This is a genomic window from Methylobacterium terrae (assembly GCF_003173755.1).
Classification (GTDB): Bacteria; Pseudomonadota; Alphaproteobacteria; order Rhizobiales; family Beijerinckiaceae; genus Methylobacterium; species Methylobacterium terrae.
This window is the reverse complement of sequence record NZ_CP029553.1, coordinates 5619081-5642708: the sequence shown is the minus strand read 5'-3', so window position 1 is coordinate 5642708 and position 23628 is coordinate 5619081. Positions and strand designations below refer to the sequence as shown.

The 23628-nt window shown below is 72.7% G+C and carries 20 protein-coding genes; 12 read left to right on the top strand and 8 right to left on the bottom strand.

Annotated elements, in window-relative coordinates; genetic code table 11:
* Positions 1-81 precede the first annotated feature (81 nt).
* The 6 genes from DK419_RS26115 to DK419_RS26090 all read left to right on the top strand — a co-directional run bounded on the left by DK419_RS26115 (position 82) and on the right by DK419_RS26090 (position 7628).
* Complete coding sequence (locus tag DK419_RS26115; RefSeq protein ID WP_109961665.1) at positions 82-2412, top strand: sensor histidine kinase NtrY-like; 2331 nt, start codon at positions 82-84, stop codon at positions 2410-2412.
* Between the two features lie 122 nt (positions 2413-2534).
* A complete protein-coding gene (ntrX, locus tag DK419_RS26110) occupies positions 2535-3905 on the top strand; it encodes a nitrogen assimilation response regulator NtrX (RefSeq protein ID WP_109961664.1) in 1371 nt (456 codons plus the stop codon).
* 285 nt (positions 3906-4190) lie between these two features.
* Positions 4191-4445: an RNA chaperone Hfq gene (gene hfq / locus DK419_RS26105; RefSeq protein WP_048429571.1), complete on the top strand. Its 255-nt coding sequence runs from the start codon at positions 4191-4193 to the stop codon at positions 4443-4445.
* A 247-nt stretch (positions 4446-4692) separates the two neighbouring features.
* Positions 4693-6072 (top strand): GTPase HflX, encoded by a 1380-nt coding sequence (gene hflX, locus DK419_RS26100; RefSeq protein WP_109961663.1) that lies wholly within the window; start codon positions 4693-4695, stop codon positions 6070-6072.
* Between the two features lie 114 nt (positions 6073-6186).
* The gene (locus DK419_RS29230) at positions 6187-6450 is read left to right on the top strand and encodes a DUF4926 domain-containing protein (protein WP_245442722.1); all 264 of its coding nucleotides are present in this window, start codon (positions 6187-6189) and stop codon (positions 6448-6450) included.
* A 17-nt stretch (positions 6451-6467) separates the two neighbouring features.
* Positions 6468-7628, top strand: a complete 1161-nt coding sequence (locus DK419_RS26090) for an AAA family ATPase (RefSeq protein WP_109961662.1) — start codon at positions 6468-6470, stop codon at positions 7626-7628.
* 7 nt (positions 7629-7635) lie between these two features.
* Here DK419_RS26090 and DK419_RS26085 read toward each other — a convergent pair whose 3' ends face one another.
* The 5 genes from DK419_RS26085 to mazG all read right to left on the bottom strand — a co-directional run bounded on the left by DK419_RS26085 (position 7636) and on the right by mazG (position 12238).
* Positions 7636-8859: an MFS transporter gene (locus tag DK419_RS26085; RefSeq protein ID WP_109961661.1), complete on the bottom strand. Its 1224-nt coding sequence runs from the start codon at positions 8857-8859 to the stop codon at positions 7636-7638.
* A gap of 144 nt (positions 8860-9003) precedes the next feature.
* Complete coding sequence (locus DK419_RS26080) at positions 9004-10023, bottom strand: catalase family peroxidase (RefSeq protein ID WP_109961660.1); 1020 nt, start codon at positions 10021-10023, stop codon at positions 9004-9006.
* 91 nt (positions 10024-10114) lie between these two features.
* Positions 10115-10657: a GNAT family N-acetyltransferase gene (locus tag DK419_RS26075; protein WP_109961659.1), complete on the bottom strand. Its 543-nt coding sequence runs from the start codon at positions 10655-10657 to the stop codon at positions 10115-10117.
* Between the two features lie 11 nt (positions 10658-10668).
* Positions 10669-11253: a helix-turn-helix domain-containing protein gene (locus DK419_RS26070; protein ID WP_109961658.1), complete on the bottom strand. Its 585-nt coding sequence runs from the start codon at positions 11251-11253 to the stop codon at positions 10669-10671.
* 169 nt (positions 11254-11422) lie between these two features.
* On the bottom strand, positions 11423-12238 hold the full coding sequence (gene mazG, locus DK419_RS26065; RefSeq protein ID WP_109961657.1) for a nucleoside triphosphate pyrophosphohydrolase: 816 nt from the start codon (positions 12236-12238) through the stop codon (positions 11423-11425).
* A gap of 940 nt (positions 12239-13178) precedes the next feature.
* Here mazG and DK419_RS26060 point away from each other — a divergent pair.
* From DK419_RS26060 to dapA, 5 genes are all read left to right on the top strand, one after another.
* Positions 13179-14270 carry a replication protein RepA gene (locus DK419_RS26060; protein WP_109961656.1) on the top strand — a complete coding sequence of 364 codons (1092 nt, stop codon included), beginning with the start codon at positions 13179-13181 and terminating at the stop codon, positions 14268-14270.
* Between the two features lie 774 nt (positions 14271-15044).
* Entirely contained in the window at positions 15045-15572 is a 528-nt protein-coding gene (locus tag DK419_RS26055; RefSeq protein WP_109961655.1) for a winged helix-turn-helix domain-containing protein, read from the top strand.
* A 195-nt stretch (positions 15573-15767) separates the two neighbouring features.
* Positions 15768-17105, top strand: a complete 1338-nt coding sequence (locus DK419_RS26050) for an MFS transporter (protein WP_109961654.1) — start codon at positions 15768-15770, stop codon at positions 17103-17105.
* Between the two features lie 216 nt (positions 17106-17321).
* Complete coding sequence (locus tag DK419_RS26045; RefSeq protein WP_109962510.1) at positions 17322-17555, top strand: hypothetical protein; 234 nt, start codon at positions 17322-17324, stop codon at positions 17553-17555.
* Positions 17552-18460, top strand: a complete 909-nt coding sequence (dapA, locus tag DK419_RS26040) for a 4-hydroxy-tetrahydrodipicolinate synthase (RefSeq protein WP_109961653.1) — start codon at positions 17552-17554, stop codon at positions 18458-18460. The genes DK419_RS26045 and dapA overlap by 4 nt, the downstream gene beginning before the upstream one ends.
* 121 nt (positions 18461-18581) lie before the next feature.
* On the opposite strand, the gene DK419_RS26035 is transcribed toward dapA, so the two are convergent.
* From DK419_RS26035 to DK419_RS26025, 3 genes are all read right to left on the bottom strand, one after another.
* On the bottom strand, positions 18582-18863 hold the full coding sequence (locus DK419_RS26035; RefSeq protein WP_109961652.1) for a hypothetical protein: 282 nt from the start codon (positions 18861-18863) through the stop codon (positions 18582-18584).
* Positions 18864-19775: 912 nt separating this feature from the next.
* Positions 19776-21194, bottom strand: a complete 1419-nt coding sequence (locus tag DK419_RS26030; RefSeq protein WP_109961651.1) for an adenylate/guanylate cyclase domain-containing protein — start codon at positions 21192-21194, stop codon at positions 19776-19778.
* A gap of 174 nt (positions 21195-21368) precedes the next feature.
* Positions 21369-22667: a solute carrier family 23 protein gene (locus DK419_RS26025; protein WP_109961650.1), complete on the bottom strand. Its 1299-nt coding sequence runs from the start codon at positions 22665-22667 to the stop codon at positions 21369-21371.
* A gap of 165 nt (positions 22668-22832) precedes the next feature.
* Between DK419_RS26025 and DK419_RS26020 the strand changes: the two genes are divergently transcribed.
* Positions 22833-23555 (top strand): substrate-binding domain-containing protein, encoded by a 723-nt coding sequence (locus tag DK419_RS26020; RefSeq protein ID WP_109961649.1) that lies wholly within the window; start codon positions 22833-22835, stop codon positions 23553-23555.
* Positions 23556-23628: the final 73 nt, after the last annotated feature.

Sequence of the window (23628 nt, the reverse complement as noted above, 5' to 3'; positions counted from 1 at the left end):
CACGACGCCGCCGGCGGCCCGATTGCCGCCGCGGCGGCATCCGTATTAATTTCGCCACACTGTAGTGGCCTTGCACCACGGATGCTGTTCACACGACGCCCCCGGGCTCCGGCGCCCCCTTCCGGCGCGGTCGGTCCTCATCACGGGACGACCCCGCCCGGGCCGATCCCGGCCCCGGCCCCGGCCAGGCCGGCTCAGGACGCCGCCCCGCGGGGTCCGGGCTGGTTCGGCGCGCTCGCGGTCATCGTCGCCCTGGCGCTGGCGCTCGCCACCTTCCTGATCCTGGTCGGCGCCACCGCGATCGCGCCGACCCACACGGTGGTGGTGACGCTGCTCCTGAGCAACGTCGTCCTGGTGCTGCTGCTCGTGGTGGTGATCGCCTGGGAGGCCCGGGTCTTCCTGCGGGCGCGCCGCACCAACGCGGCGGCGGCGCGGCTCCACACCCGCATCGTCGGCCTGTTCAGCCTGATCGCGACCCTGCCGACGGTGCTGCTCGCCGTGGTGGCGTCGATCACGCTCGAGCGCGGCCTGTCGCCCTGGTTCTCGGACCGGATGCGCAACGTCGTGCTGATGTCGGTCGACGTGGCCGACGCCTACCTGACCAACCAGTGCCAGAGCCTCGCCCGCGAGGCCCGCATCCTCTCCGACGACCTCACCCGGGCCCGGCCCGCCTTCGACGTCGAGCGCGTCTGGTTCGAGACCTTCCTCACCGCGCGGGCCGCCTCGCTCGGCCTGCCGATCGCCCGGATCATGCGCTCGCCGACCGAGACCGTGGCGCGGGCCAACATCGACATCCTCAAGGACCCGCCGCTCCCCTCCGCCAACGACTTCGAGGAGGCGGCGAAATCCGCCGACGCCACCTGCCTGCTGCCGCGGGAGGGCCGGATCTTCGGCACGCTGATGCGGCTGCCGGCCTACGACGACGCCTTCCTGCTGGTCGAGCGCGAGGTGACGCGGCTCGCCGTCGAGTTCCCGGGCGTGTCGCGGGCGGCGGCGACCGAATTCCTGACCATCGATGCCGGGCGGCGCAGCGTCCAGATCGCCTTCGCGACGATGTTCGCGCTGATCGCCCTGATCGCGCTCCTCTCGGCGGTGTGGTTCGGGCTCAACTTCGCCAACCGCTTCGTGGTGCCGATCCGCCGGCTGATCAACGCCGCCGACCAGGTGGCGTCGGGCAACTACTACGCCCAGGTGCCGTTCCGGAAGACCGAGGGCGACCTGCAGCATCTCGGCGAGAGCTTCAACAAGATGACGCAGGAGCTCAGCCGCCAGCGCACCACCCTGATCGAGCAGAGCGAGCAGATCGACAGCCGCCGCCGCTTCACCGAGGCGGTGCTGGCCGGGGTGCCGGCCGGAATCATCGGCGTCGACGGGCGCGGGGTCATCACCATCGCCAACCCGTCCGCCGAGCGGATGCTCGGGCGCTCCGTCGCCGACCTTGTCGGCGAGCCCCTGGAGGCGGTGATGCCCGAGTTCGGCGGCCTGCCGGGCGACGCCCGCGCCCGCCCGACCCAGCAGCAGATCCAGATCGCCCGCAACGGCCGCGAGCGCACCATCGACGTGCGCACGACGAGCGAGCAGTCGCAGGACGGCGACCGGGGCTACGTCGTCACCCTCGACGACATCACCGACCTCGTGACCGCGCAGCGCACCTCGGCCTGGGCCGACGTCGCCCGCCGCATCGCCCACGAGATCAAGAACCCGCTGACCCCGATTCAGCTCTCGGCCGAGCGCATCCGGCGCAAGTACGGGAAGGTGATCACCGCCGACAAGGAGGTGTTCGAGCAGTGCGTCGCCACGATCGTGCGCCAGGTCGACGACATCAAGCGGATGGTGGACGAGTTCTCGTCCTTCGCCCGGATGCCGAAGCCCGCGATCGCCCGCAACGACCTGACCGAGATCGTGAAGCAGAACCTGTTCATGATGCGGGTGGCCCACCCCGACGTGACCTTCACGCTGGAGGAGGGGGTGAACCGCGTCAGCGCCGCCTTCGACACGCGGCTCCTGTCCCAGGCGATCACCAACATCCTCAAGAACGCCGTCGAGGCGGTGCAGGCGGTGCCCGAGGACGTCAGGGGTGAGAGCCTGATCGCGGTGCGGCTCTACGAGGAGGGCGAGGCCGCGGTGATCGAGATCACCGATACCGGCAAGGGATTCCCCCAGGAAGGGCGCCAGCGGCTGCTCGAACCCTATATGACCACCCGCGAGGGGGGCACGGGCCTCGGATTGGCGATCGTGAGCAAGGTCTTGGAAGAGCACGGCGGCGGCATCGAGCTGAACGACAACCCGCGCGGGCGCGGCGGGCAGGTGCGCATGCGGGTCCTCAGGGAGGTGCGGCGCGACGAGCCGGCGGCGGCCGGCGCCGCCAGGCCCGCGCGGCCGGCCGAGACCTCGCCGGAGCCCGCCGCGTGACGCGCCCGGCCCATCGCCGGGGGCGCCGGACCTCGCACCGCCCTTCCACACAGCCGAATTCGATGCAGCACCGGGTGCGCGGCCGCCAGGCCGGCCGCCCGCGTCGCGGGGAGCCCTGAGCCATGAGCGCCGACATTCTGATCGTCGATGACGAGGCCGACATCCGCGAGCTCGTCGCCGGCATCCTCGACGACGAGGGCCACCGCACCCGCACCGCCGGCTCCTCCGACGAGGCGCTGGCGGCGATCGAGGCGCGCCGCCCCCACCTCGTCTTCCTCGACATCTGGCTCCAGGGCTCGCGCCTCGACGGGCTGCAGGTGCTCGACGTGATCAAGGCCCAGGCCCCGGACCTGCCGGTGGTGATGATCTCGGGCCACGGCAACATCGAGACCGCGGTCTCGGCGATCAAGGCGGGCGCCTACGACTTCATCGAGAAGCCGTTCAAGGCCGACCGGCTGATCCTGGTCGCCGAGCGGGCGCTGGAGGCCTCGCGCCTCAAGCGCGAGGTGCGCGACCTCAAGGCGCGCTCCGGCCAGGCGAGCCGGATCGTCGGCGCCTCCGTCGCCGCCAACCAGCTGCGCCAGACCGTCGAGCGGGTGGCGCCCACCAACGCCCGGGTGATGATCTCGGGCGCGCCGGGCTCCGGCAAGGAGCTCTCGGCCCGCACCATCCACGCCGCCTCGACGCGGGCGAGCGGGCCCTTCGTGGTGATCAACGCCGCCACGATCACGCCGGAGACGATGGAGGCCGAGCTGTTCGGGGTCGAGGCCCAGGACGGCAAGCCGCGCCGGGTCGGGGCGCTCGAGGAGGCCCATGGCGGCAGCCTCTACATCGACGAGGTCGCGGACATGCCGCGCGAGACCCAGAACCGCATCCTGCGGGTCCTCGTCGACCAGAACTTCCAGCGCGTCGGCGGCACCACCCGGGTCCATGTCGACGTGCGGATCATCTCGTCCTCGTCGCGCGACCTCGCCGAGGAGATCGCGGGAGGCCGCTTCCGCGAGGACCTGTTCCACCGCCTGAGCGTGGTGCCGATCCGCATCCCCTCGCTCGCCGAGCGGCGCGAGGACGTGCCGGAATTGATCGCGTTCTTCATGGAGCAGATCTCGGGCGCCACCGGCCTGCCGCAGCGGCGCATCGCCGCCGACGCGATGGCGGTGCTGCAGTCGCACGACTGGCCCGGAAACGTGCGCCAGCTGCGCAACAACGTCGAGCGGCTGATGATCCTGACGCAGGGCGATCCCGAGACCGAGGTCACGACCGAGATGCTGCCGAGCGAGGTCGGTGCCTTGGTGCCGACCACCCCGAGCGGCGCCGGCGGCGAGAAGCTGATGAGCCTGGCGCTGCGCGAGGCGCGCGAGATCTTCGAGCGCGAGTACCTGGTGGCGCAGATCGCCCGCTTCTCCGGCAACATCTCGCGCACCGCCGAGTTCATCGGCATGGAGCGCTCGGCCCTGCACCGGAAGCTCAAGTCGCTGGGCATCGGCGCCTGAGAGCGGGACGAGACCCGGGATCGCGCATTTGCAAGTGCCAAGCTCGGGTCGTTCTGCTAAGGCGGCCTGTGGCCGGGACGCGACAGGATCGCGGGCACGGCCGGACGCGGCGGATTCGGCGGCCCGGGGGACCTCCCCTGCGGCCAGTCTGCACTTGCGCCCGGGCGAGCTTCACCGTGTAATGGGGCGGCCGGTTCCCCGGGCGGCGCGTCGCGCCTCCCGCAGCACAACAACACGGACCGACCCGTCAACCGGGACTGGCAGCGGGTTCAAAGGACAAGAAGAATGGCGGGCGAACGCGCTCAGAATCTGCAGGACACCTTCCTCAACCACGTTCGCAAGAACAAGATTCCGCTGACGATCTTCCTGGTCAACGGCGTGAAGTTGCAGGGTGTCGTGACCTGGTTCGACAACTTCTGCGTGCTGCTGCGGCGCGACGGCCACTCGCAGCTGGTCTACAAGCACGCGATCTCGACCATCATGCCGGGCCATCCCGTGCAGCTGTTCGAGCAGGGTGAGGAAGGGGCCGAGAAGGCCTGATCCCCCGCGGAGGAACCGGCGCGAGCGCCGCGGGCCCGTCGATCCGGCCCCCGTTCGCGCGTCCGCGCCGACGCTCCTCGCCTTCGCGCCATGCCAGTGTCCAGGCCGCACGACGCGGCCTGTTTTTTGACGGCGAGGCCCGCGAATCCCGGGCCGCGGGCGCGCCCCGCCGCTTGATTATCGCACGCCTCCATCCAACCTCTGTCCGATGGACTCCCGACTGAAGACGGGGGCAGCCGGAGACACGATGGAACCGCGGATACCGGGCGAGATCCGCCTGCAGCGCCAGGCCGAGGCGGAGGCCGCGATCGCGGCCGAGACCCGCACGCTGGTGATCGGCCCCTACCAGACGAAGCGCGATGCCGGCGCCGAGCCCCGCGCCCCGCTCGCCCGCCTCGACGAGGCGGTGGGCCTGGCCGCCGCGATCGAGCTCGACGTGGCCGACAAGCTCCTCGTCACGATCCAGCAGATCCGCCCCTCGACTTATCTCGGCAAGGGCCGGGTGGAGGAGATCGCCGGGCGGATCGAGGCCGAGGGCATCCGCCTCGTCGTGATGGATTGCGCGCTCTCGCCGGTGCAGCAGCGCAACCTGGAGAAGGCCTGGGGCGTCAAGGTCATCGACCGCACCGGGCTGATCCTCGAGATCTTCGGGCGGCGCGCCTCGACCCGCGAGGGCACGCTGCAGGTCGAGCACGCGCATCTCGCCTACCAGCGCAGCCGGCTCGTGCGGTCCTGGACCCACCTCGAGCGCCAGCGCGGCGGATTCGGCTTCCTCGGCGGCCCGGGCGAGACCCAGATCGAGGCCGACCGGCGGATGATCCAGGAGCGGATGACCCGGATCGAGCGCGACCTCGAGACCGTGACGCGCACCCGCGGCCTGCACCGCCGCTCCCGGCGCCGGGTGCCGTACCCGATCGTCGCGCTCGTCGGCTACACCAATGCCGGCAAGTCGACCCTGTTCAACCGCCTGACCCGGGCCGAGGTCCTGGCCGAGGACATGCTGTTTGCCACCCTCGACCCGACGGCGCGCGCGATCAAGCTGCCGCACGGCGAGACCGCGATCCTGTCCGACACCGTCGGCTTCATCTCCGACCTGCCGACGATGCTGATCGCCGCCTTCCGGGCGACGCTCGAGGACGTGATCGAGGCCGACATCCTGCTCCACGTCCGCGACATCGCCCACGAGGACGCGCAGGCTCAAGGCGCCGACGTGGCGCAGGTGCTCGCCGAACTCGGCATCGAGCCCGACACCGACCGCATCATCGAGGTCTGGAACAAGGCCGACCTCCTCGACGAGGCGGAGCGCGAGCGCCTGCTCAACCTGAGCCGGCCGAACGGCGCGAAGGGCGCCGGCCCGGTCCTGCTCTCGGCGCTCACCGGCGAGGGCATCGACCGCCTGATGAGCCGGATCGAGGCCCGGATCGCCGCGACCCGCACGAGCTTCGCGGTGATCCTGGAGCCGGCGCAGGGCGCCGAGCTGCACTGGCTCTACGAGAATGCCGAGGTGCTCGACCGGCGCGAGGACGCGTCGGGCGACATGCACCTCGTCGTGCGGGTCGCGCCCGAGAAGGAGCCGCGGTTCCTGAACCGGTTCGGCGCGGCGCGGCGGTTGCGGGGGGGTGGGTGAGGCAGTCCCGACCGCGCCGGACGGGCGACGGCGATCGAGCCGGCTTCGTCACATTGGTGCAAACTTCGCGTCGTGATTTCGCGATCCGACGGTGTCCGCGATGAGCGGCGCGCGATGCAGATCAGCCGGAGTTCGCCCTTGCCCGACACGGTCCATCTGGTGCGATGCGGCGAAAAGCCGTCGCGATTCCGGGACCTCGACCAGGTCCTGGTGACCCTCCCCGTCACGACGGACGAGGGCGACCGGATCCCCGCCGGCACGGAGGGCACCGTGGTGGCCGTCTGGCGCGGCGGTGCCGCCGACGAGGTCGAGTTCGCGCAGCCGCCCGGCGTCCTGGCACCGGTGGCGGCGGACGATCTCGTACCCGTCGCGCTCTGACGAGGCGGCGAGATCCCGTGCCGATCCACCGCCTCGCCATCTCCGGCTACCGCTCCCTGCGCGACAGCGTGCTCGGCCTCGACCGGCTGACCGTGGTGACGGGGGCGAACGGGAGCGGCAAGTCGAGCCTCTACCGCGCGCTTCGCCTCCTCGCCGAGGTGGCGCAGGGGCGGGCGGTCCCGTCGCTCGCGCAGGAAGGGGGCTTTGCCTCGGCGCTCTGGGCCGGGCCCGAGACGTTCGGGCGCCGGGTCCTCGACGGCACGCACCGGGTCGAGGGCACGGTGCGGCGTCACCCGGTCGAGCTGAAGCTCGGCTTCTCCGACGACGATTACGGCTACGCCATCGCCCTCGGCCTGCCGGCGGCGTCCCGCGAGGACACGTTCTTTTCCCACGATCCCGAGATCAAGGCGGAGAGCGTCTGGACCGGGCCGATCGTCGGGCGGGCGAACGTGTTCGCTGAGCGCCGCGGGCCGCTCTTGCGCCTGCGCGACGAATCCGGCGCCTGGCGCGAGGCCCTTCGCGACCTCGCGACCTTCGACAGCCTGATGACCCACAGCGCCGATCCCCGCGACGCCCTCGAGGTGCTGGCCTTGCGCGAGCGGATGCGGGCCTGGCGCTTCTACGACCATTTCCGCACCGACCGCGACGCGCCGGCGCGCCGGCCGCAGATCGGCACCCGCACGCCGGTGCTGGCCGGCGACGGCGCCGACGTGGCGGCGGCGATCCAGACCATCCTGGAGATCGGCGACCCCGACGCCCTCGCGGCGACGGTCGCCGAGGCGTTCCCGGGCGCGGTGCTGTCGGTCGCGGCGAATGACGGGCAGTTCTCGCTGGACTTCCGCCAGCACGGGCTGCTGCGGCCGCTGCGGGGACCGGAACTCTCCGACGGGACCCTGCGCTACATCCTGCTCGCGGCAGCCCTCCTGTCGCCGCGCCCGCCCGACCTGATGGTGCTCAACGAGCCCGAGACCAGCCTGCACGCCGACCTCCTGGCGCCGCTGGCCGGGCTGATCGCGCGGGCCGCCGAGAGCACGCAGGTCCTGGTGGTCTCGCACGCCGCCGCCCTGGTGGCGGCCCTGGAGCGGGAGGGCGCCTCCCGCATCACGCTCGAGAAGCGCCTCGGCGAGACCCTGGCGCCGGATCACGACCCGCCATCCTGGACCTGGCCGAAGCGGTAGACGGCCCTCACGCCGCCGCACCTCCGAAGCGGCGCCCGCGCAGATGCGCGGCGAGCCGGCGCCGGACCAGGACGAGGGCGCCCGAGACGATCAGGCAGTACGCGCCCATCCCGGTCACGATGCCGGCGAAGGGCACGCCGCGATCGACGAGCAGGCCCGACAGGCCGGGGCCGAGCGCCGTGCCCAGCACCATGATCGCCACGATGGCGGCGCGGATCGCCCCGAGATGGCGGGTGCCGTAGACCTCCGGCCACAGGGCGCCGAACAGGGTCAGCGAGATCCCGTCGGTGACGCCGTAGAGCAGCATGAAGGCGAAGGCGGCCGAACGAGCCTCGACCCCGCCGAGAATCAGGCAGCCGCACCCGAACGGCACCAGGTAGACGGGCAGCAGCGCCAGGGCCGAGTACCGGTCGACGAGGCGGCCGGCCACGAGCAGGAAGACCAGGGTCGCGACCGCGTAGGGCGGGAAGGCGGCGGCCAGCACCTCCGGCGGCCAGCCCCGGCTCTCGGCGAGATGCACCTGGTGGAAGAAGATCGTGTTGCTGATGAAGGAGGGCGGCAGCATCGCCGCGAGCAGCCCGTAGAGGAACGGGTCGGCGAGGGCTTCCGCCCGGGTCGCCCCCTCGGCCGGGCCGGTTCGGGTCGCCGCCTCCGGCACCCGCTCGCGCCGCACGAGGTGGCGGGCGAGGGGAAGCGCCCCGACGAGCAGCAGGGCCGCGACCCCCAGCCAGGCGCCGCGCCAGCCGAGCGCCGCCGCGGCGGCCACGAATCCGAGCGGCAGGCAGGCCTGGCCGGCATTGAGCCCGGTGGCGGCGAGCGACACCGCCCGGCCCCGCTCCGCCGAGAACCAGCGCCCGAGCAGGGTATAGGCGGTCTGCAGCATCAGCCCCTGGCCGGCGAGGCGGAGCAGGAACAGGCTCGAGGCCAGCACGAGGAGGTTCGGCGCGACGCTGAGGCCGGCGGCGCCCGCCGCGAGCAGGAGAGCGGCGAGGCCGACCACCCGGGAGGCCGGCCAGCGGTCGAGGAGCCCGCCGAGCCCCGCGAGCGCCGCGGCCGAGGCCAGGGTGACGCCGGCATAGAGCGTCCCGAACGCCCCGTCCGACAGCCCGAAGTCCCGCCGGATCGCCCCGCCCGACAGGGCGATCACGAAGGTCTGGCCGAAGCAGGAGCAGAACAGGAGCAGGAACCCGGCCGCGAGCCAGCGCAGGTTGGCCTTGAGGAAGGGGGTCATGGGGCGGGGGTCGGCGGGGGGATGCGGGTCGACAATGGGGGTAGGCGGATCGGCGCGGAGGTCGACCGCATCCGGCCCCTGGCGCGGGAGGCCGCGTGAGGGCGCGCGGCCCGGGCGAGCCCCCGGGCCGCGCGCCGTCATCGCTCACTGCGAGCGGCGGCCGAACGAGATCGCGTAGGCCTGGACCCGGGCGTCGATCAGCGGGTCGTCCGAGACCTCGACGCCGTCGGGCAGGTTGTTGGGCATGAACAGCAGCGCCTTCTCGACGGTCTGGCTGTCGGGCACCGCCTTGGTCAGGGTCAGGGTGCCGAGATCGACGAAGCGGCGGTCGTCGGGCCAGGGGATCGTCGAGTCCTTGGTCGAATCGCCGGCTTGAGCGATCTGCGCCTCGACCCGGAACGCCACCGGCTCCTTGGCGAGGCGCGCCGGCATCTCCTCGACGAGGTAGTTCGGCGCCTTAGCCTTGGCGTCGTCGGCGCTCAGGATCTCCTCGCCGGCCACCGGGACGAAGCGGTAGCGGAAGGCGTTGCGCTTGCCGACGGCATCGACCAGCAGGAAGGCGTTGACGCCGTGATAGACCTGGCGGCCGAAGCTCGACGGGGTCCTGGCGGTGGCGAGCGCCTTCGGGGCGCTCGGGTGCGCCGCCATGAACTGCTCGACCGGGGTGGGCTTCTGGGCGTCGGGGCCGCTCCGGGTGATCGCCACCAGGAGATCGCGGAACTCCTCGCCGGTCGCGACGGGGAAGAACTTCAGCGAGTTCGCGACGACGTCCATCTCGGTGCCGTCGGCGGGCTTGAACTTGATCGACAGGCCGTGCGGGTTGGCCTCCGGCGCGCCGTCCGGGATCTGCGGCAGGCCGGTCGCGTCGGAGAAGCGCACCGTCACCGGCACGGCGGGGCCGGCGAACACGCTCGCCTTGCTCAAGGTCTTGGCGTCCGCCGAGGGGGTGAAGCTACCCTCCACCACCACGCCCTTGGCGTGGTTCGAGCGCTTGCCCGGATGGTCGCCGAAGATCTTGGTCATGGCCGCGATGGTCTGCTCGGCCGTGGTCGCGGCGTCCTGAGCGCGGGCCTTCTGGACGAAGGCGGCGGGCGCGGCGAGCACCAGGGCGCCGCCGAGGAGCGTGCGCCGGAGAATGGCTTGGATCGGGAGGGCCTGGGTCATGGTCGGTGATCCCCTGACAGAACCGAGTCGGCCCGGGGCGACATGACCCGACGATTCGATTGCGCGCAAGCGAACGCCCATCAAAAATTCGTCAAGCTCCAAACTGGCGCGGAGCCCCCGGCAGCCGCTTGTGCATGAAGGTGCAGGCCTCCGGCACGCCCGAAGGCGAGCAGGCATAGTCCGGCACCACGCCGGTGACGGCGTAGCCGAGCGCGCGGTAGAGCGCCTCGCCGGCATCGTCGGCCCGGGTGTCGAGGATCAGGAGCGTGCGCCCCTCGGCGGCGGCGACCCGCTCGGCCTCGAGCATCAAGGCCCGGCCGAGCCCGCGGCGGCGCGCGTCCGGATGGACCAGCACCTTGGTGATCTCGGCCCGGTGGCGGCCGTTCGGCGGGCTCGCGAGGCCGACCTGGGTGCTGCCGACGATGCGGTCCTCGTGACGCGCCACCAGCAGCCGGCGCGCGCCGCTCTGCAGGGCCGGCAGCCCGTCGCGCCAGAACGCCTCGGCCTCGGACAGGGCGAAGGGCAGCACGAAGCCGATGCTGGCCCCGTCGAGGACGCAGGCCCGGAGCAGGGCGGCGAGGTCGGGCAGGGCGGTCTCCGCTTCCGCGGGGGACAGGGTCTCGATCGATGTCATGACGGGGGGTCTCACGGCCGGCAGATCGCGATGAGGTAGCGGGCCTCCGGGCCCGGGCAGGAAAACCGCGAGGCGCCGGCGAGCTGGTAGCGCAGGCAATCCCCCGGCGAGAGGGCGTGGGCGACGCCGTCGAGGGTGAGGTCGAGGCGGCCCTCCAGCATCCAGAGGTGATGCTCGAGGCCGCCGACCGGCGGCGCCGCGTACGCGATGGTCGCCCCCTCCGGCAGGGTGCCGAGGACGAGTTCCGCCGCGAAGCCGCGCGCCGGCGGCGAGACGCCCCGGCGGCGAAAGCCCGTCTCCGGATCGACCCAGACGGCCTGGTCGTCGTGGCGCACCACCTGGCCCGGGTCGGCCTCGATCTCGGCGAGCAGCCGCGACATCGGCCGGCCGTAGACGGTGCAGAGCCGGCCGAGGAGGGAGGCGGTCGGGCTGGTCTCAGCCCGCTCCAGCCGCGACAGGGTCGCCCGGCTGATGCCGCTCGCGGCGGCGAGCGCGTCGAGGGACAGGCCGTGCTCCTGGCGCAACGAGGCGAGCCGGGCGGCGAGCCGCAGGTCGATGGCGGAGGCCGGGGAATCGGGCGCGAGAGCGTCTCTCATAATCGAGAAATTCTCTCACGTTCGATCGGCGGTCAAGCCCGGATGTCGGCTCCCCGTCGCAGCCCGTCCTCAGGGGCGCTAAGCCGTCGCGCCGGCCTCCTCGCCCCCTCCGCGTCATGCCGGCGGGGCCCGAACGGCCGGCCGTCCCTCGTTATGGAGACGCTGCCCGTCAGCGCTCCCGCCGCTTCACCGCGGCCCAGGCCGCCTCCATCGCGTCGAGGCCGGCCTCCGGCAGGGTGCGGCCGTCCTGCGTCACCTCCGCCTCCATCGCGGAGAAGCGGCGCTGGAATTTCAGGTTCGCCCGCCGCAGGGCCTCCTCCGGATCGACGCCCGCGTGGCGGGCGAGGTTGGCGACCGAGAACAGGAGGTCGCCGATCTCCTCGGCCACCGCCTCGGGGCCTTCCCCGGCGAGCGCCTGCGCCACCTCGTCGGTCTCCTCGCGCACCTTGGCGACGACTTGCCCCGCATCCGGCCAGTCGAAGCCGACGGCCGCCGCCTTGCGCGAGATCTTCTCCGCCCGGGCGAGGGCGGGCAGCGCCAGGGCCACGCCGGCGAGAGTCCCCTCCGCCGGCGGCCGGCCGGAGGCCGCGTCGCGCTCCGCCTTGGCGGCGCGCTCCTCGGCCTTGATCGTCGCCCATTGCGCGTTCACCGCCGCCTGATCGAGGCCGCGGACCTCGCCGAAGATGTGGGGGTGGCGGCGCACCATCTTGTCGGCGATGGCGGTGGCGACGTCGTCGAAGGCGAAGGTGCCGGCCTCCTCGGCGATGCGGGCCTGGAACACGACCTGGAACAGGAGGTCGCCGAGCTCGTCGCGCAGCTCCTCCGGGTCGCCGCCCTCGACCGCGTCGGCGACCTCGTAGGCCTCCTCGATCGTGTAGGGGACGATGCTGGCATGGGTCTGCGCCAGGTCCCAGGGACAGCCGCCCTCCGGGTCGCGCAAGGCGGCCATGATCCCGAGGAGCCGCGCGATCGGGGTGGTGCTCATGGTCCGGCCGGTTCCTGCGCGCCGCATCGGACGGCGCCCGACCCCGCTCATAGGCGCCGGAGCGGCCTCGGTGAAGCACCGCGACGGGCAGGGCAGGGGCCTGGAATTCCTCGCATATTCCATAAATTCCCTCACCGGCGGGATTGTATCCAATCGGCGCCGAAGGCGCGGCCGATCGTTCTTCATAACGAACCCTCTCTCGGGCCTATAGGTGACTTATCAGTCATGGATTCTCAGAGAGTCAGTTATGGGGATTATATGGAGGGGCGAATTTCGCTGACCCACCAGTGGCTTGCAGGGTGGTTGCGCATACGGCTCTGCGTGGATCGGCATCGGATTCTGCGTGGACGCGCATCGGATTCTGCGGGGATTCCGGGGGTTCGCGCATCGGATTCGGCGTGGATGCGCATCGGATTCGGCGTCGGGCCCCGCCCAACCCCTCGGAATCCGGCCGGTTTCGATCCGCCCTCGCGTATCGAACTCTGCGCGGGCCGCCGGCCCGCGACCCGCCCCCGTATCGAACTCTGCGCCGCTCCTGCACCGGGTCTCCACCGGCTCGGCCACCCTCCACCCACAGGGCTCGCCACAGGATTTGCCACAGGGCTCGCCCCGGATCGGCCACAGGCTTCGTCCCGCCCGGCCGACAGGGCCGTGCACAGGCGGCCCACAGGCCCGTCCGGGCGGGGAAGGGTGCGGACTCGTTCCGAACCCGATCCGGGCCTCCACGGGGCTCCCGGGCGCCCGGACGGGCCTGTCGCCGGCCTCGGGGCATGCCGGGGCCGGAATCCCCGCGGGATAACGGGGACGAGTGGTGGGAATCTTGGGATAACCCGCCCGGGGCTACGGAATCCCGGGAGCCGAATCGTGCATGAAGGTTTGGGACCAGACCGGCGGGAGCGCCGCGGCACCGGGCCAACGTCACCAGGCGACACCGGCAGGCATGAGCATCGAGGCCAAGATCGCGGCGATCCACGACGAGGACCTGCTGGCCGAGCTGGAAGCGGCCCGGGGCGGGTTCCTGTTCGCGGTCATCGTCGAGCACATCGCCCACCGCCAGGCCTTGCGCGACGCCGAGCGGGCCGAGGCCGGCCGGAAGCAGGAGACCCGCGCCGCGATGGGGCGCGACCAGCGCCGGCGCGACGCGGTGCGGATGGTGATCGAGGCCGAGCCCGTCACCCCGGACACGATCCAGCACATCCATTCCGTCCTGGCGCTCTGCGGGCTGCCGTACCGCGATCCCGGCGACGAGCGCGAATTCTTCCGGGAATACGGCCGCAACACGCTGAGCATCCTGGCCGGGCGGCTGAAGAACCCGGCCACCGGCCAGATGGAACTGCAAGGGCTCCCCTACGGCCCCAAGGCCCGGCTGGTGCTGCTGCACCTCTGCACCGAGGCGGTGCGCCAGCGCAGCCCCACGGTCGAGGTCGCCGACAGCCTGTCGGGCTTCATGCGCGAGATGGGCTTTGCCGTCACCGGCGGCGAGCGCGGCACGATCCGGCAGTTCAAGGAGCAACTGCACCGGCTCGCCGCCTGCACGATGCAGATCGGCCTGTGGGACGGGCAGTCGCGCTCCTCGACCATCACCATGCCGCCGTTCCGCCAGCTCGACCTGTGGCGCGTCGGCGGCCAGGACGGCATCGCCTGGTCGAAGACGGTGCAGTTCCACCAGGATTTCTACGACAACCTGGTCCAGCACGCCCTGCCGGTCGACATCCGGGCCGCCCGCGCCTTCTCGGGCTCGGCGCGCAAGCTCGACCTCTTGTTCTGGATCGGCTACCGGCTGCGCAGCCTGCAGCGGCCGCTGCGCCTGAGCTGGGACACGGTCCACAAGCAGTTCGGCGCCGACAACGCCTCCCTCAGGAGCTTCCGCCAGGCCTTCAAGGCCGACGTGGCCCACGTCAAGGAGGTGTTTCCGAAGCTGCCGATCAGCCTCGACGAGGCCGGCCTGCAGCTGATGCCGACCGATCCCGGCTCCCTCCTGGTCCCGCCGAAAGCCACGCGCCGCAAGGCCGCCGGGGCAGGGGCGGCCTGAGGGCGCTCCCGCTTCGACGCGCCGCCCCGGGCTCCCGAGCCGCGAGGGACCGGAAGGCAAAGCGGATACGCCGCCCGTGCTCCCGCCGGTCTCGTCGTCCGCCCCGGACCCCGGGCCTCGCCATGCGGCAGGGTCGGGGTGCTGCGCAAGGGGTGGGCACCGCCTGATCGCGAAGCCTCTCCGCCCACGGTCCACGACACGGCTTTCTGGCCGCGGCGGCACCGCCTCCCATCCTCTCATCTCAGGATGAGGTGAGAGGATGGGATATCCCATAAATTCTACCAGATTTACCGAGTACAACCCGCTCAAACAGGCTCTCAGGATGAGGGTGCAGAGGGGAACAGCCTGACGATCACGAGGCTTTGCGCCAGTGTCGTGGACCGTGCTCTCCGCCCTTTCCCGGGTCTCATTCGGCTCTTCGCTGCTCTCGTGCGGGACAGGGGCGGGGCCTCGGAGAGGGTCGTCCGCTCGGTCGATACGCTCATTCGCGACTGTCGCGTCACGGACCGCCATGCCATCCCGCGACAACGGAATGCGGGACAGCGAAACCCTTGCGAGAATATGGAATGTTTCGAATTCTTTCCACGTAATGAGGCGAGGTCGGGACCGATCCCACCGAGACGGGGAGGCACAGGCCCGTCGCCGCCCATCGACCGTGGAACGCAGGCAGGATGAGCGACACAGGGCTTGCGCCCGGGTGGAATATTCTTATTCTCGATCATCCTGAGGGCCTTCGGCTCCGACCAGGAATATGGAATATTCCAAGGGGGTATCATGTTCCTGTCGGAAGCGGAGACGGAGGCCCGGCTGGACGAGCTGCGGCGTCAGCGCGCCGCCCTCGACCGGGCCATCGCCGAGTACGAACTCTACCTCGATCTCGGCCGCCGGCTCGCCCGGCCGGGCGCCGCGGAACCGGTCCGTCCCGCGCCCGCTCCGGCACGGGCCCCGGGCCCGGATCCCTCTCCGCGTTCCGCGCCGGCCCCCACCCAGGCGCCCGATCCCGCACCCGTCCGGCCCGCTCCTGCCCAGCCCGGTCCCGCCTCGCAGGCCGAATCCGAGCCCCCGGGCGCCGCCTCGCGCCGGGAGGGCCGCCGGCTGATCGAGGCGGCCGAAGAGATCCTGGCCGGGGCCGGGCGGCCGATGCACGCCGCCGAGATCTGGGAGCAGCTCGCCGCCCGCGGCCTGACCCTGCCGGGCCACGACCCGGTCGCCGCCCTCAACACCCGGCTGTGGAAGCGCACCCAGGGAAGCGGCAGCGTCTTCCGCCGCCTCGGCGACGCGGTCTACGGCCTCGCCTCCTGACGCGCCCCGCATCGATGCCGCCATCCGCATCGCCGGGCCTTCGTCGATGCGGCCGGCGCATCGACCCATTCAGCCTTTGACTTGGACCTGCCGCGCGCCGCGCCCCTAGTGTCCCGTCCCGGAACGCCCCTGCCCGAATGCGGGGCGCGAACAAGACGCCGTCGGCCCCCTCGCGGGCCCCCGGGAGGAGATCCCATGAGCGCAATCACGAGCGCAGCCACCGGCCTTTCGGCCGCGAAGCGGAGCCGCATCCGCCTCGTCATCCTGGCGATGCTGTTTGCCGCCACCGCCATCAACTACGCCGACCGGGCGACCATCGCCATCGCCGGACCGGCCATGGCCAAGGAGCTCGGCCTCGACGCCGTGACCATGGGCTACGTGTTCTCGGCCTTCGCCTGGTCCTACGTGCTGGCCCAGCTTCCCGGCGGCTGGCTGCTCGACCGCTACGGCGTGAAATGGGTCTACGCCGCGGCGATCTTCCTGTGGTCGGCCTTCACGCTGATGCAGGGCGCCGTCGGCTTCTTCTCCGGCTTTACCGCCGTCGCGGTGCTGTTCTCGCTTCGCCTCGCGGTCGGCCTCGCCGAGGCGCCGGTCTTCCCGGCCAATGCCCGCATCACCGCGGCCTGGTTCCCGGCGAACGAGCGCGGCATGGCCTCGGCCTTCTTCAACTCGGCCCAGTACTTCGCCACCGTGCTGTTCGCGCCGCTGATGGGTTGGATCGTCCACACGCTCGGCTGGCACCACGTCTTCACGGTGATGGGGGCGCTCGGCATCGCCTTCGCGCTGCTCTGGACCCAGGTGGTGCACGGGCCGCGCGAGCATCCCGGCATCAACCCGGCCGAGCGCGACTACCTCGAGGCCGGCGGCGCCATGATGGACATGGACGGGCGCCGCGCGGAGACCGCGACCCGGGCCGGCCGCACCCTGCGCCAGCTCCTCTCCGAGCGGATGCTGCTCGGGATCTATGTCGGGCAGTACTGCATCAACACGCTGACCTACTTCTTCCTCACCTGGTTCCCGGTCTACCTGGTGAAGGAGCGCGGCCTGTCGATCCTGCAGGCGGGCTTCGCCGCGACGCTGCCGGCCCTGTGCGGGTTCCTCGGCGGCATCCTCGGCGGCGTGATCTCGGACCAGCTCCTGCGCCGCGGCTACTCGCTCACCGCCGCCCGCAAGATCCCGATCGTGTCGGGCATGCTGCTCTCGATGGCGATCATCGGCTGCAACTACGTCCAGGCGGACGCCCTGGTGGTCGGCCTGATGGCGCTCGCCTTCTTCGGCAAGGGCATCGGCGCGCTCGGCTGGGCGGTGGTCTCGGACACCTCGCCGAAGGAATCGGGGGGCCTGAGCGGCGGGCTGTTCAACACCTTCGGCAACCTCGCGGGCATCACCACGCCGATCGTCATCGGCTACATCGTGCAGCAGACCGGCTCGTTCAACGGCGCCCTGGTCTTCGTCGGCCTCAACGCCCTGGTGGCGGGCCTGTGCTACCTCGTGGTGGTCGGCGAGATCCGCCGGGTCGACTTGCGGCCGTGAGGCACCGATGGGGGTGATCCGCCTCCTCGCCGGCCTCGTCCTCGCCCTCGCGGTCCTCCGCGGGGGCGTCGCCCTGTGGGGGAGCGCCCGCGGGGCCTCGGCAAAACCATACGGGATCCTGATGCCGGGGCCGGTCCGTCCGCCTCGATCCTTCACGGCGTCCGGGACACCTTGAGGGTGCGGCCGCGGGACGGCCGCGCGAACCCGATCCCCCCGATGCCCCGACCCCTGATCGACGCCACCGCGAACGTCGCCGCCCCCGCCCGTCTGCCGCTCGCCTTCCTGGTCGGCCGGAGCGCCGAGGGCCACTGGCTCGCGGTCGAGACCCACGGCCTCGGCGGCGGCATCTTCCGCAGCCGCCGCGACGCGCTGCATTACGCCGCCGCCGAGACCGGCCGCCGGCCCGACGCGGTGCGCCTCGCCGACACCACCCTGGCCCTCGTCCCGTGACACCCGCACCCAGGCTCGGCGGCGCCCTCACCGCCCTCGTCACGCCGTTCGCGGCGGGCGGGACCCGGCTCGACGAGCGGGCGCTCGGCGACCTCGTCGCCTGGCAGGTCGCGCAGGGCACGGAGGGGCTGGTGGTCGGCGGCGCCACCGGCGAGGGGCCGACCCTGACGGAGGCCGAGCGCGGCCTCGCCCTGCGCGTCGTCCTCGAGGCGGCGCGGGGCCGGGTGCCGGTGATCGCCGCCACCGGCGGCCCCTGCACCCGCACCGCCATCGCCCGGACCCGGGCGGCGGCCGAGGCCGGGGCCGCCGCCGCGCTCTCGGTCACGCCCTACTACAACCGCCCGACGCAGGAGGGCCTCGTCCGGCACTACGCGGCGATCGCCGCCGCGGTCGACCTGCCGCTCCTCGTCCACGTCGCGCCGGCCCGCACCGGGATCGACTGCCTCCCCGACACCCTGGCGCGCCTCGCCGCCCTGCCGGGGATCGCGGGATTCGTCGATGGGACGGGAGACCTCGCCCGGCCGCCGACCGTCGGGCGGGCCGCCGGCCCGGACCTCCTCCGGCTCTCCGGGGACGACGCCACCGCCGCCGCCCACGCGATGCTGGGCGGGCAGGGCTGCGTCTCGGCGGTCGCCAACCTGGTGCCGGGGGCCTGCGCCGCCCTGCAGCGCGCCGCCCGGGCCGGCGACTTTGCCCGCGCCCGGGCGCTCCAGGCCGGGCTGATGCCGCTGATCGCCGCCCTGTCGCGTGAGACCGATCCGGGCCCGGTCAAGCTCGCCCTCGCGCTCCTGCGGCCGGGCCTCGCCCCCGACCTGCGCCTGCCCCTGGTGCGGCCGCGGCCGGAGACGGAGGCCGCGCTGGCCGCGGCGCTGGCGGTCCTCGATCCCGTCGCGGCCGCGGCGTGATCGGAGCGGCTGTCCGCGTCCTCGCCCGGCCGCTCGCCGCGTTGCGTCGGCACGGCGACGGTCGATCCTGGGCCCGGTCCCCTCGCGGGGCCGGCGGCTCCGCTCGCGGCCGGACCGGCGCTCAGCCCCCTTGCGCCTCGTGCGTCTCGCGCACGAAGGCGGCGCGCGCCTTCGCGTCGGGCGCGACGCCCCTCGCGCCGCACCAGGCGAGGAAGGCCTCCGGCTCGATCCGGATGCGAGCGACCGCGACCCCGCTGCGCGAGACCTCGCGCTCGACCTGGACCGCCGACATCTGCCAGGTCGCGTAGCTCTCGGGCAGGCCGGAATCCGCCATCGCCTCCCGGACCCGCGAATAGTCGCCCGGCTCGTACCAGGCGATGCCGACGCTTCGTGGACGATCCATGCCAACCTCTCCCGTCGGGCGCCGCGCCGCCAGTGTCGCCGCGCCGGGGTCCCGCGCAACAGAAAAAAGGCCGCCCTTGCGAGGCGGCCCGAAGTCTAGGGAGGAAACGCCCAAAGAGGGCTGCACCGCCGCGACGCCATCGCTGCGGTGCACAAACCCTCTCCCATGTTGCAGCGCACACAGCAACCGGAGGCCCCGCACGACGGCCATGCTTGCCGAGCATGGCGGCGGGGGCGACGGCCCGCCGCGGCGGCAAACCGCCCCTTGCCCCCCGCCGGTGACCTGTTAGACGACACGTCTCCCTCGTGGACGTATCCTGTGGCGCTCCGGCTCCGCCGACAGGCTGGACCGTGAGGGAGCTCGTGACGACGAGTTGGCGGTGGACCAGTTCTCCCCGCCAGCCTGTGAGGCTCAGTGGGCCGGGTGGTTGCGGGAGGGTCGGCGCAGCGGGGAACAGGAACCGCGTCGCCGGCTGATGGCCCACACATTCGCCCGTGCCCCGGCCCGGGATATCGCCCGGGTAGAGCGCCGCGGCGCCACTTCAAGAATTCCGCAAACAGCCACGCTTCGCTAACCATGCGCCCGGTTCGCCGAGGGGTTCGCATGGGAGCACGCATGAGAACGGCAGCGAGAGCCGACCGGTCCGTGGGCGGATTGTCGGGCGGGGAGCCCCGCCTCTCCGGCCGGTCCCGCGAGACGCGCCGCGGCCGGGAACGGGGCCGGGAACAGGGCGAGGGACACGGCGCGGCGCGGCCCGTGGGGGAGATCTGGTCCGCGCAGGACCGCCGCGGCCTGACCGCGCGCGAGCTGATCCGCCTCGCCCAGGCGGTGCGGCTGCGCCCCGGGCGCGAGTGAGCGGCCGCCCGACCCGGACGAGGGACGAGGGGCCCCGCTGCGGCGGGGCCTTCTTCGTCAGGGGAGGCTTCGTCCGGCGCCCGAAGGAGGGACCGGGGCGAAGATCGCGATGGGCTGCTTGCGGCCGGCGAGGGGCTCGCGGCCGACCTCCCGCCAGGCGGCGGGATCCGACGAGCCGGCGACGGCGGCTTCCGAGGCGAGCACGACCGCGCCGTAGCGCTTGGTCGCCTGTTCGAGGCGCGAGGCGACGTTGACCGCGTCGCCGAGCACCGTGAACTCCATCCGCTCCTCGTCGCCGACGATGCCGCAGAAGACCTCGCCGACATGGATGCCGATGCCGATCCGGACCGCGTGGGGCAGCTCCCGGCTCTCGTTCCAGGCCTCGACGATGCCGGTGAGGTCCTGCGCGAAGGCGAGCGCCCGGGCCGCGTCGTCGCCGCCCTCGTCGGGCACGCCGAACAGGATCAGCGCGCCGTCGCCGATGAACTTGTCGACGAAGCCGTGATGCCGGCGCACGCAGGCGAGGATGCGGGTCCGGAAGGCGGTGAAGAACCGCGACAGGCCTTCCGGATCCATGCCCTCGGCCATCCCGGTCGAATCGCGGATGTCCACGAAGGCGATCACCGCCCGCTGGCGGCGGCCGCGGCGCAGCGCGGCGTCGCCCGCCGCCAGCCGGGGCGCGATCTCGGCCGGCAGGAAGCGCGACAGGCTGGCGCGCCCGACCGCGTCCCGGACCGCCGAGGCGAGGAGCCGCCGCGAGCGCACGATGCCGAAGGCCGTGGCGGCGCCGGCGAGCAGCAGCAGCGTCAGCCGCATCGCGTTGACGGGCATCGAGAACGCCTGCGTCCAGGCCGGCATGCCGGCGGCGGCCGGATCCGGCACCAGGGGGTGCTCGAGCCCGGCCGCGATCCCGACGAGGCCGAGGGCGAGGAGCGCGATCGCCGAGAGCTGGACCTTCACGTCGTAGCGCAGCGCGCCCACCGCCAGGACCAGGGGGATCGCCCACGCGATCGGGGCGGAGGGCACGGCGTTGCCGGGCAGGCCGCGCTCGCCGAGCGCCAGGACCGTGATGGCCAGCACCAGCCCGACATCCAGGACCATGAACAGGTAGGCGTAGCCGTGATGCCAGCGCTGCGGCACCGCGAGCGCGAGGCTGGCGGCGCCGACGAGGAGGAAGCCGAGGGCGGCGATCCAGGCGTTGCGCTGGAACAGCGCCAGCGACGCGCCGACCGCCCCGTCCAGCACGTGGCCGGCGGCGATCACCGTGACGAAGACGCAGGCCCCGATCCCCACCCGCAGCCAGCCGATCAGCCGCTCGGCCGCGACCTCGTGGCGGCGCATCAGCCCGGCGACGAGGTCGCCCGCGAGCGGGGCGGAGAGCGGATGGGCGAAGGGATCGGCGAGACGGTCCGCCGTGCCGCCGCCCGGCGCCACCCCGCGGGGCGGATGCTGCTGCGCGCGCAGTCCTGGCTGCATGCCGGCCTCCTGACGCCCCGGGCGAGAGGGGAGAAAGGCCTGATTAGAGCATGGTCGCGACCGCCATGCTACTGTGGCTGAACTGGTCTCGCCCGGCTGTCAGCTTTTCCCGGAGCTGGCAGCCACGTCGTGGACGGGCCGGCAAGCAGGAGATGGCCTTGCCGGCCGCCCGCGTCAGGCCGGCTCGTCGCGCAGCAGGTGGTAGAGCAGGATGGCCGCCGCCGTGGCGGTGCCGATCCCGCCGAGCTTGAAGCTGCCCAGGGAGACCGTGAAGTCGCCGGCGCCGAGCACGAGCGCCGTGCCGACGGTGAGCAGGACCCGGGTGCGCGAGAAATCGACCCGGTTCTCGACGAAGATCCGCCCCGCCGCGGCGGTGATCAGCCCGAACACCACCACCGACAGGCCGCCGATCACCGGGCCGGGGATCACCAGGATCGCGGCGCCGAATTTCGGCGACAGCCCGAACAGGATCGCGACGACGCCCGCGAAGGCGAAGACCAGGGTCGAGTAGATCCGGGTCACCGCCATCACGCCCATGTTCTCGGCGTAGGTCGTCACGCCGGTGCCGCCGAAGAACCCCGACAGCATCGTGGCGAGCCCGTCGCCGAGGAACGCCCGGCCGAGCCAGGGGTCGAGGTTGCGCCCGGTCATCGCCCCGATCGCCTTCACGTGGCCGAGATTCTCGGCGACCAGCACCAGGGCGACGGGGGCGATCAGCCAGATCGCGGAGGGCTCGAAGACCGGCGTCGCGAAGTGCGGCCAGCCGAACCACGGCGCGTCGGCGATCCGCCCGACATCGAGGGGCTTGGCGAGCCCGAGCCCGTTCGCCAGCACGCCGTAGAGCAGGGTGGCGGCCAAGGCCCCGATGAGGAGCGGCAGGCGCCGCGCGGCGCCCGGCAGGTACGAGGCGGCAAGCCCGACCGCCAGCACCGTGAACAGCCCGATCCCGACATCGAGGCCGGAGCCCGAGATGCCCTTCACGCCGATCGGCGCGAGGTTGAGGCCGATCGCCCCGACGATCGCCCCGGTGACGGCGGGCGGCATCAGCCGGCCGATCCAGGCGTCACCCGCCCGCATCACGGCGAGACCGATCAGGGCGTAGACCGCGCCCGCCGCCACGATGCCCCCGAGGGCGACCGGCAGGTTCGGGTTCGGGCCGCTCCCCGCATAGCCGGTGGCGGCGATCACCACGGCGATGAAGGCGAAGCTCGAGCCGAGGTAGCTCGGCACCCGCCCGCCGACCACGACGAAGAACAGCAGCGTCGCGAGCCCTGAGAACAGGATCGCGAGGTTGGGGTCGAAGCCCATCAGCAGGGGCGCGAGCGCGGTGGAGCCGAACATCGCCACCACGTGCTGGAGCGCCAGCACCACGGCCTGCGCGAGCGGCGGGCGCTCGTCCGGCAGCACCACCGCCCCCCGGGCGAGCCGCCAGCGGGGAAAGCCCCGCTCCTCGCTTCGTTCCGCCGGTTCCATCGTGTCTCCCCCATGATCCCGCGTGTCCCGGGAGGGCCTTAGAGGATCGGATGCGGGTCCGGGAATAGGAGAGGCTCGCGGATCGTGGCCGGGCTTGCGCCGGCGGGCGATCTCGTCCCAAGGATCCGGCACCAAAGATCCGCCTCGAGGCCGGGAGCGACCGCGATGACCCCTTCGGACGAGACCGCCGCCCTCACCGTCATGATCTCGGGCGGCTTCGCGCTCGCCTACCGGGCGGTGCTGCCGGATTTCGAGCGGGCGACCGGGCTGACGGTCCGGACCCTGTCCGGCGCCTCGCAGGGGCAGGGGCCGCGGACCATCCGGCACCAGCTCGCGCACGGCGCGCGCGTCGACGTGGTGATCCTCTCGAACGAGGGCCTGCACGAGCTGACGCAGGACGGCCGGATCGCCGAAGGGTCGGCGGTGGAGCTCGCCACCGCGCCGCTCGCCGCCGCGGTGCGGACGGGCGCGCCGAGGCCCCCGATCGACACCGTCGCTTCGCTCGCCCGCACCCTGGCGCAGGCCCGCCACGTCGTGATGCCGGGCAGCACCAGCGGCCTGTTCATCCGGGACAGCGTGTTTCCGCGGCTCGGCCTCGCCGGGGCGGTGCGGGTGACGATGCTGCCCCGCGGCACCGACTCCGCCGCCGCCCTGGCGGCGGGCGAGGCCGACCTCGCCCTCGGGCCAGTGAGCGAGCTCGTCGATGTGCCGGGGATCGACGTGGTCGGGCCGCTGCCCGACGAGGTCCAGCTGGTCCAGACCTTCACGGCGGCGATCGTCGCGGGCTCGGGCGCGGTCGAGCCGGCGCGGGCGCTGATCGCCCATCTCGTCTCGGCCGAGGCCGCGGCGGCGATCCGGCGGACGGGCATGGAACCCGTACGGACGTGAAGGGACCGCGCTCGCGCGCGGCCCCGATTCGGTTCTCGTTGGGATCAGGCCGAAGGAATTCGGGCCGAAGGGA

Excerpts from the sequence above, each read along its gene's own strand:
- DK419_RS26115 (WP_109961665.1), top strand. The coding sequence starts at position 82 with ATGCTGTTCACACGACGCCCCCGGGCTCCGGCGCCCCCTTCCGGCGCG.
- ntrX (WP_109961664.1), top strand. The coding sequence starts at position 2,535 with ATGAGCGCCGACATTCTGATCGTCGATGACGAGGCCGACATCCGCGAG.
- hfq (WP_048429571.1), top strand. The coding sequence starts at position 4,191 with ATGGCGGGCGAACGCGCTCAGAATCTGCAGGACACCTTCCTCAACCAC.
- hflX (WP_109961663.1), top strand. The coding sequence starts at position 4,693 with ATGGAACCGCGGATACCGGGCGAGATCCGCCTGCAGCGCCAGGCCGAG.
- DK419_RS29230 (WP_245442722.1), top strand. The coding sequence starts at position 6,187 with ATGCAGATCAGCCGGAGTTCGCCCTTGCCCGACACGGTCCATCTGGTG.
- DK419_RS26085 (WP_109961661.1), bottom strand. The coding sequence starts at position 8,859 with ATGACCCCCTTCCTCAAGGCCAACCTGCGCTGGCTCGCGGCCGGGTTC.
- DK419_RS26080 (WP_109961660.1), bottom strand. The coding sequence starts at position 10,023 with ATGACCCAGGCCCTCCCGATCCAAGCCATTCTCCGGCGCACGCTCCTC.
- DK419_RS26075 (WP_109961659.1), bottom strand. The coding sequence starts at position 10,657 with ATGACATCGATCGAGACCCTGTCCCCCGCGGAAGCGGAGACCGCCCTG.
- DK419_RS26070 (WP_109961658.1), bottom strand. The coding sequence starts at position 11,253 with ATGAGAGACGCTCTCGCGCCCGATTCCCCGGCCTCCGCCATCGACCTG.
- mazG (WP_109961657.1), bottom strand. The coding sequence starts at position 12,238 with ATGAGCACCACCCCGATCGCGCGGCTCCTCGGGATCATGGCCGCCTTG.
- DK419_RS26060 (WP_109961656.1), top strand. The coding sequence starts at position 13,179 with ATGAGCATCGAGGCCAAGATCGCGGCGATCCACGACGAGGACCTGCTG.
- DK419_RS26055 (WP_109961655.1), top strand. The coding sequence starts at position 15,045 with ATGTTCCTGTCGGAAGCGGAGACGGAGGCCCGGCTGGACGAGCTGCGG.
- DK419_RS26050 (WP_109961654.1), top strand. The coding sequence starts at position 15,768 with ATGAGCGCAATCACGAGCGCAGCCACCGGCCTTTCGGCCGCGAAGCGG.
- DK419_RS26045 (WP_109962510.1), top strand. The coding sequence starts at position 17,322 with ATGCCCCGACCCCTGATCGACGCCACCGCGAACGTCGCCGCCCCCGCC.
- DK419_RS26035 (WP_109961652.1), bottom strand. The coding sequence starts at position 18,863 with ATGGATCGTCCACGAAGCGTCGGCATCGCCTGGTACGAGCCGGGCGAC.
- DK419_RS26030 (WP_109961651.1), bottom strand. The coding sequence starts at position 21,194 with ATGCAGCCAGGACTGCGCGCGCAGCAGCATCCGCCCCGCGGGGTGGCG.
- DK419_RS26025 (WP_109961650.1), bottom strand. The coding sequence starts at position 22,667 with ATGGAACCGGCGGAACGAAGCGAGGAGCGGGGCTTTCCCCGCTGGCGG.
- DK419_RS26020 (WP_109961649.1), top strand. The coding sequence starts at position 22,833 with ATGACCCCTTCGGACGAGACCGCCGCCCTCACCGTCATGATCTCGGGC.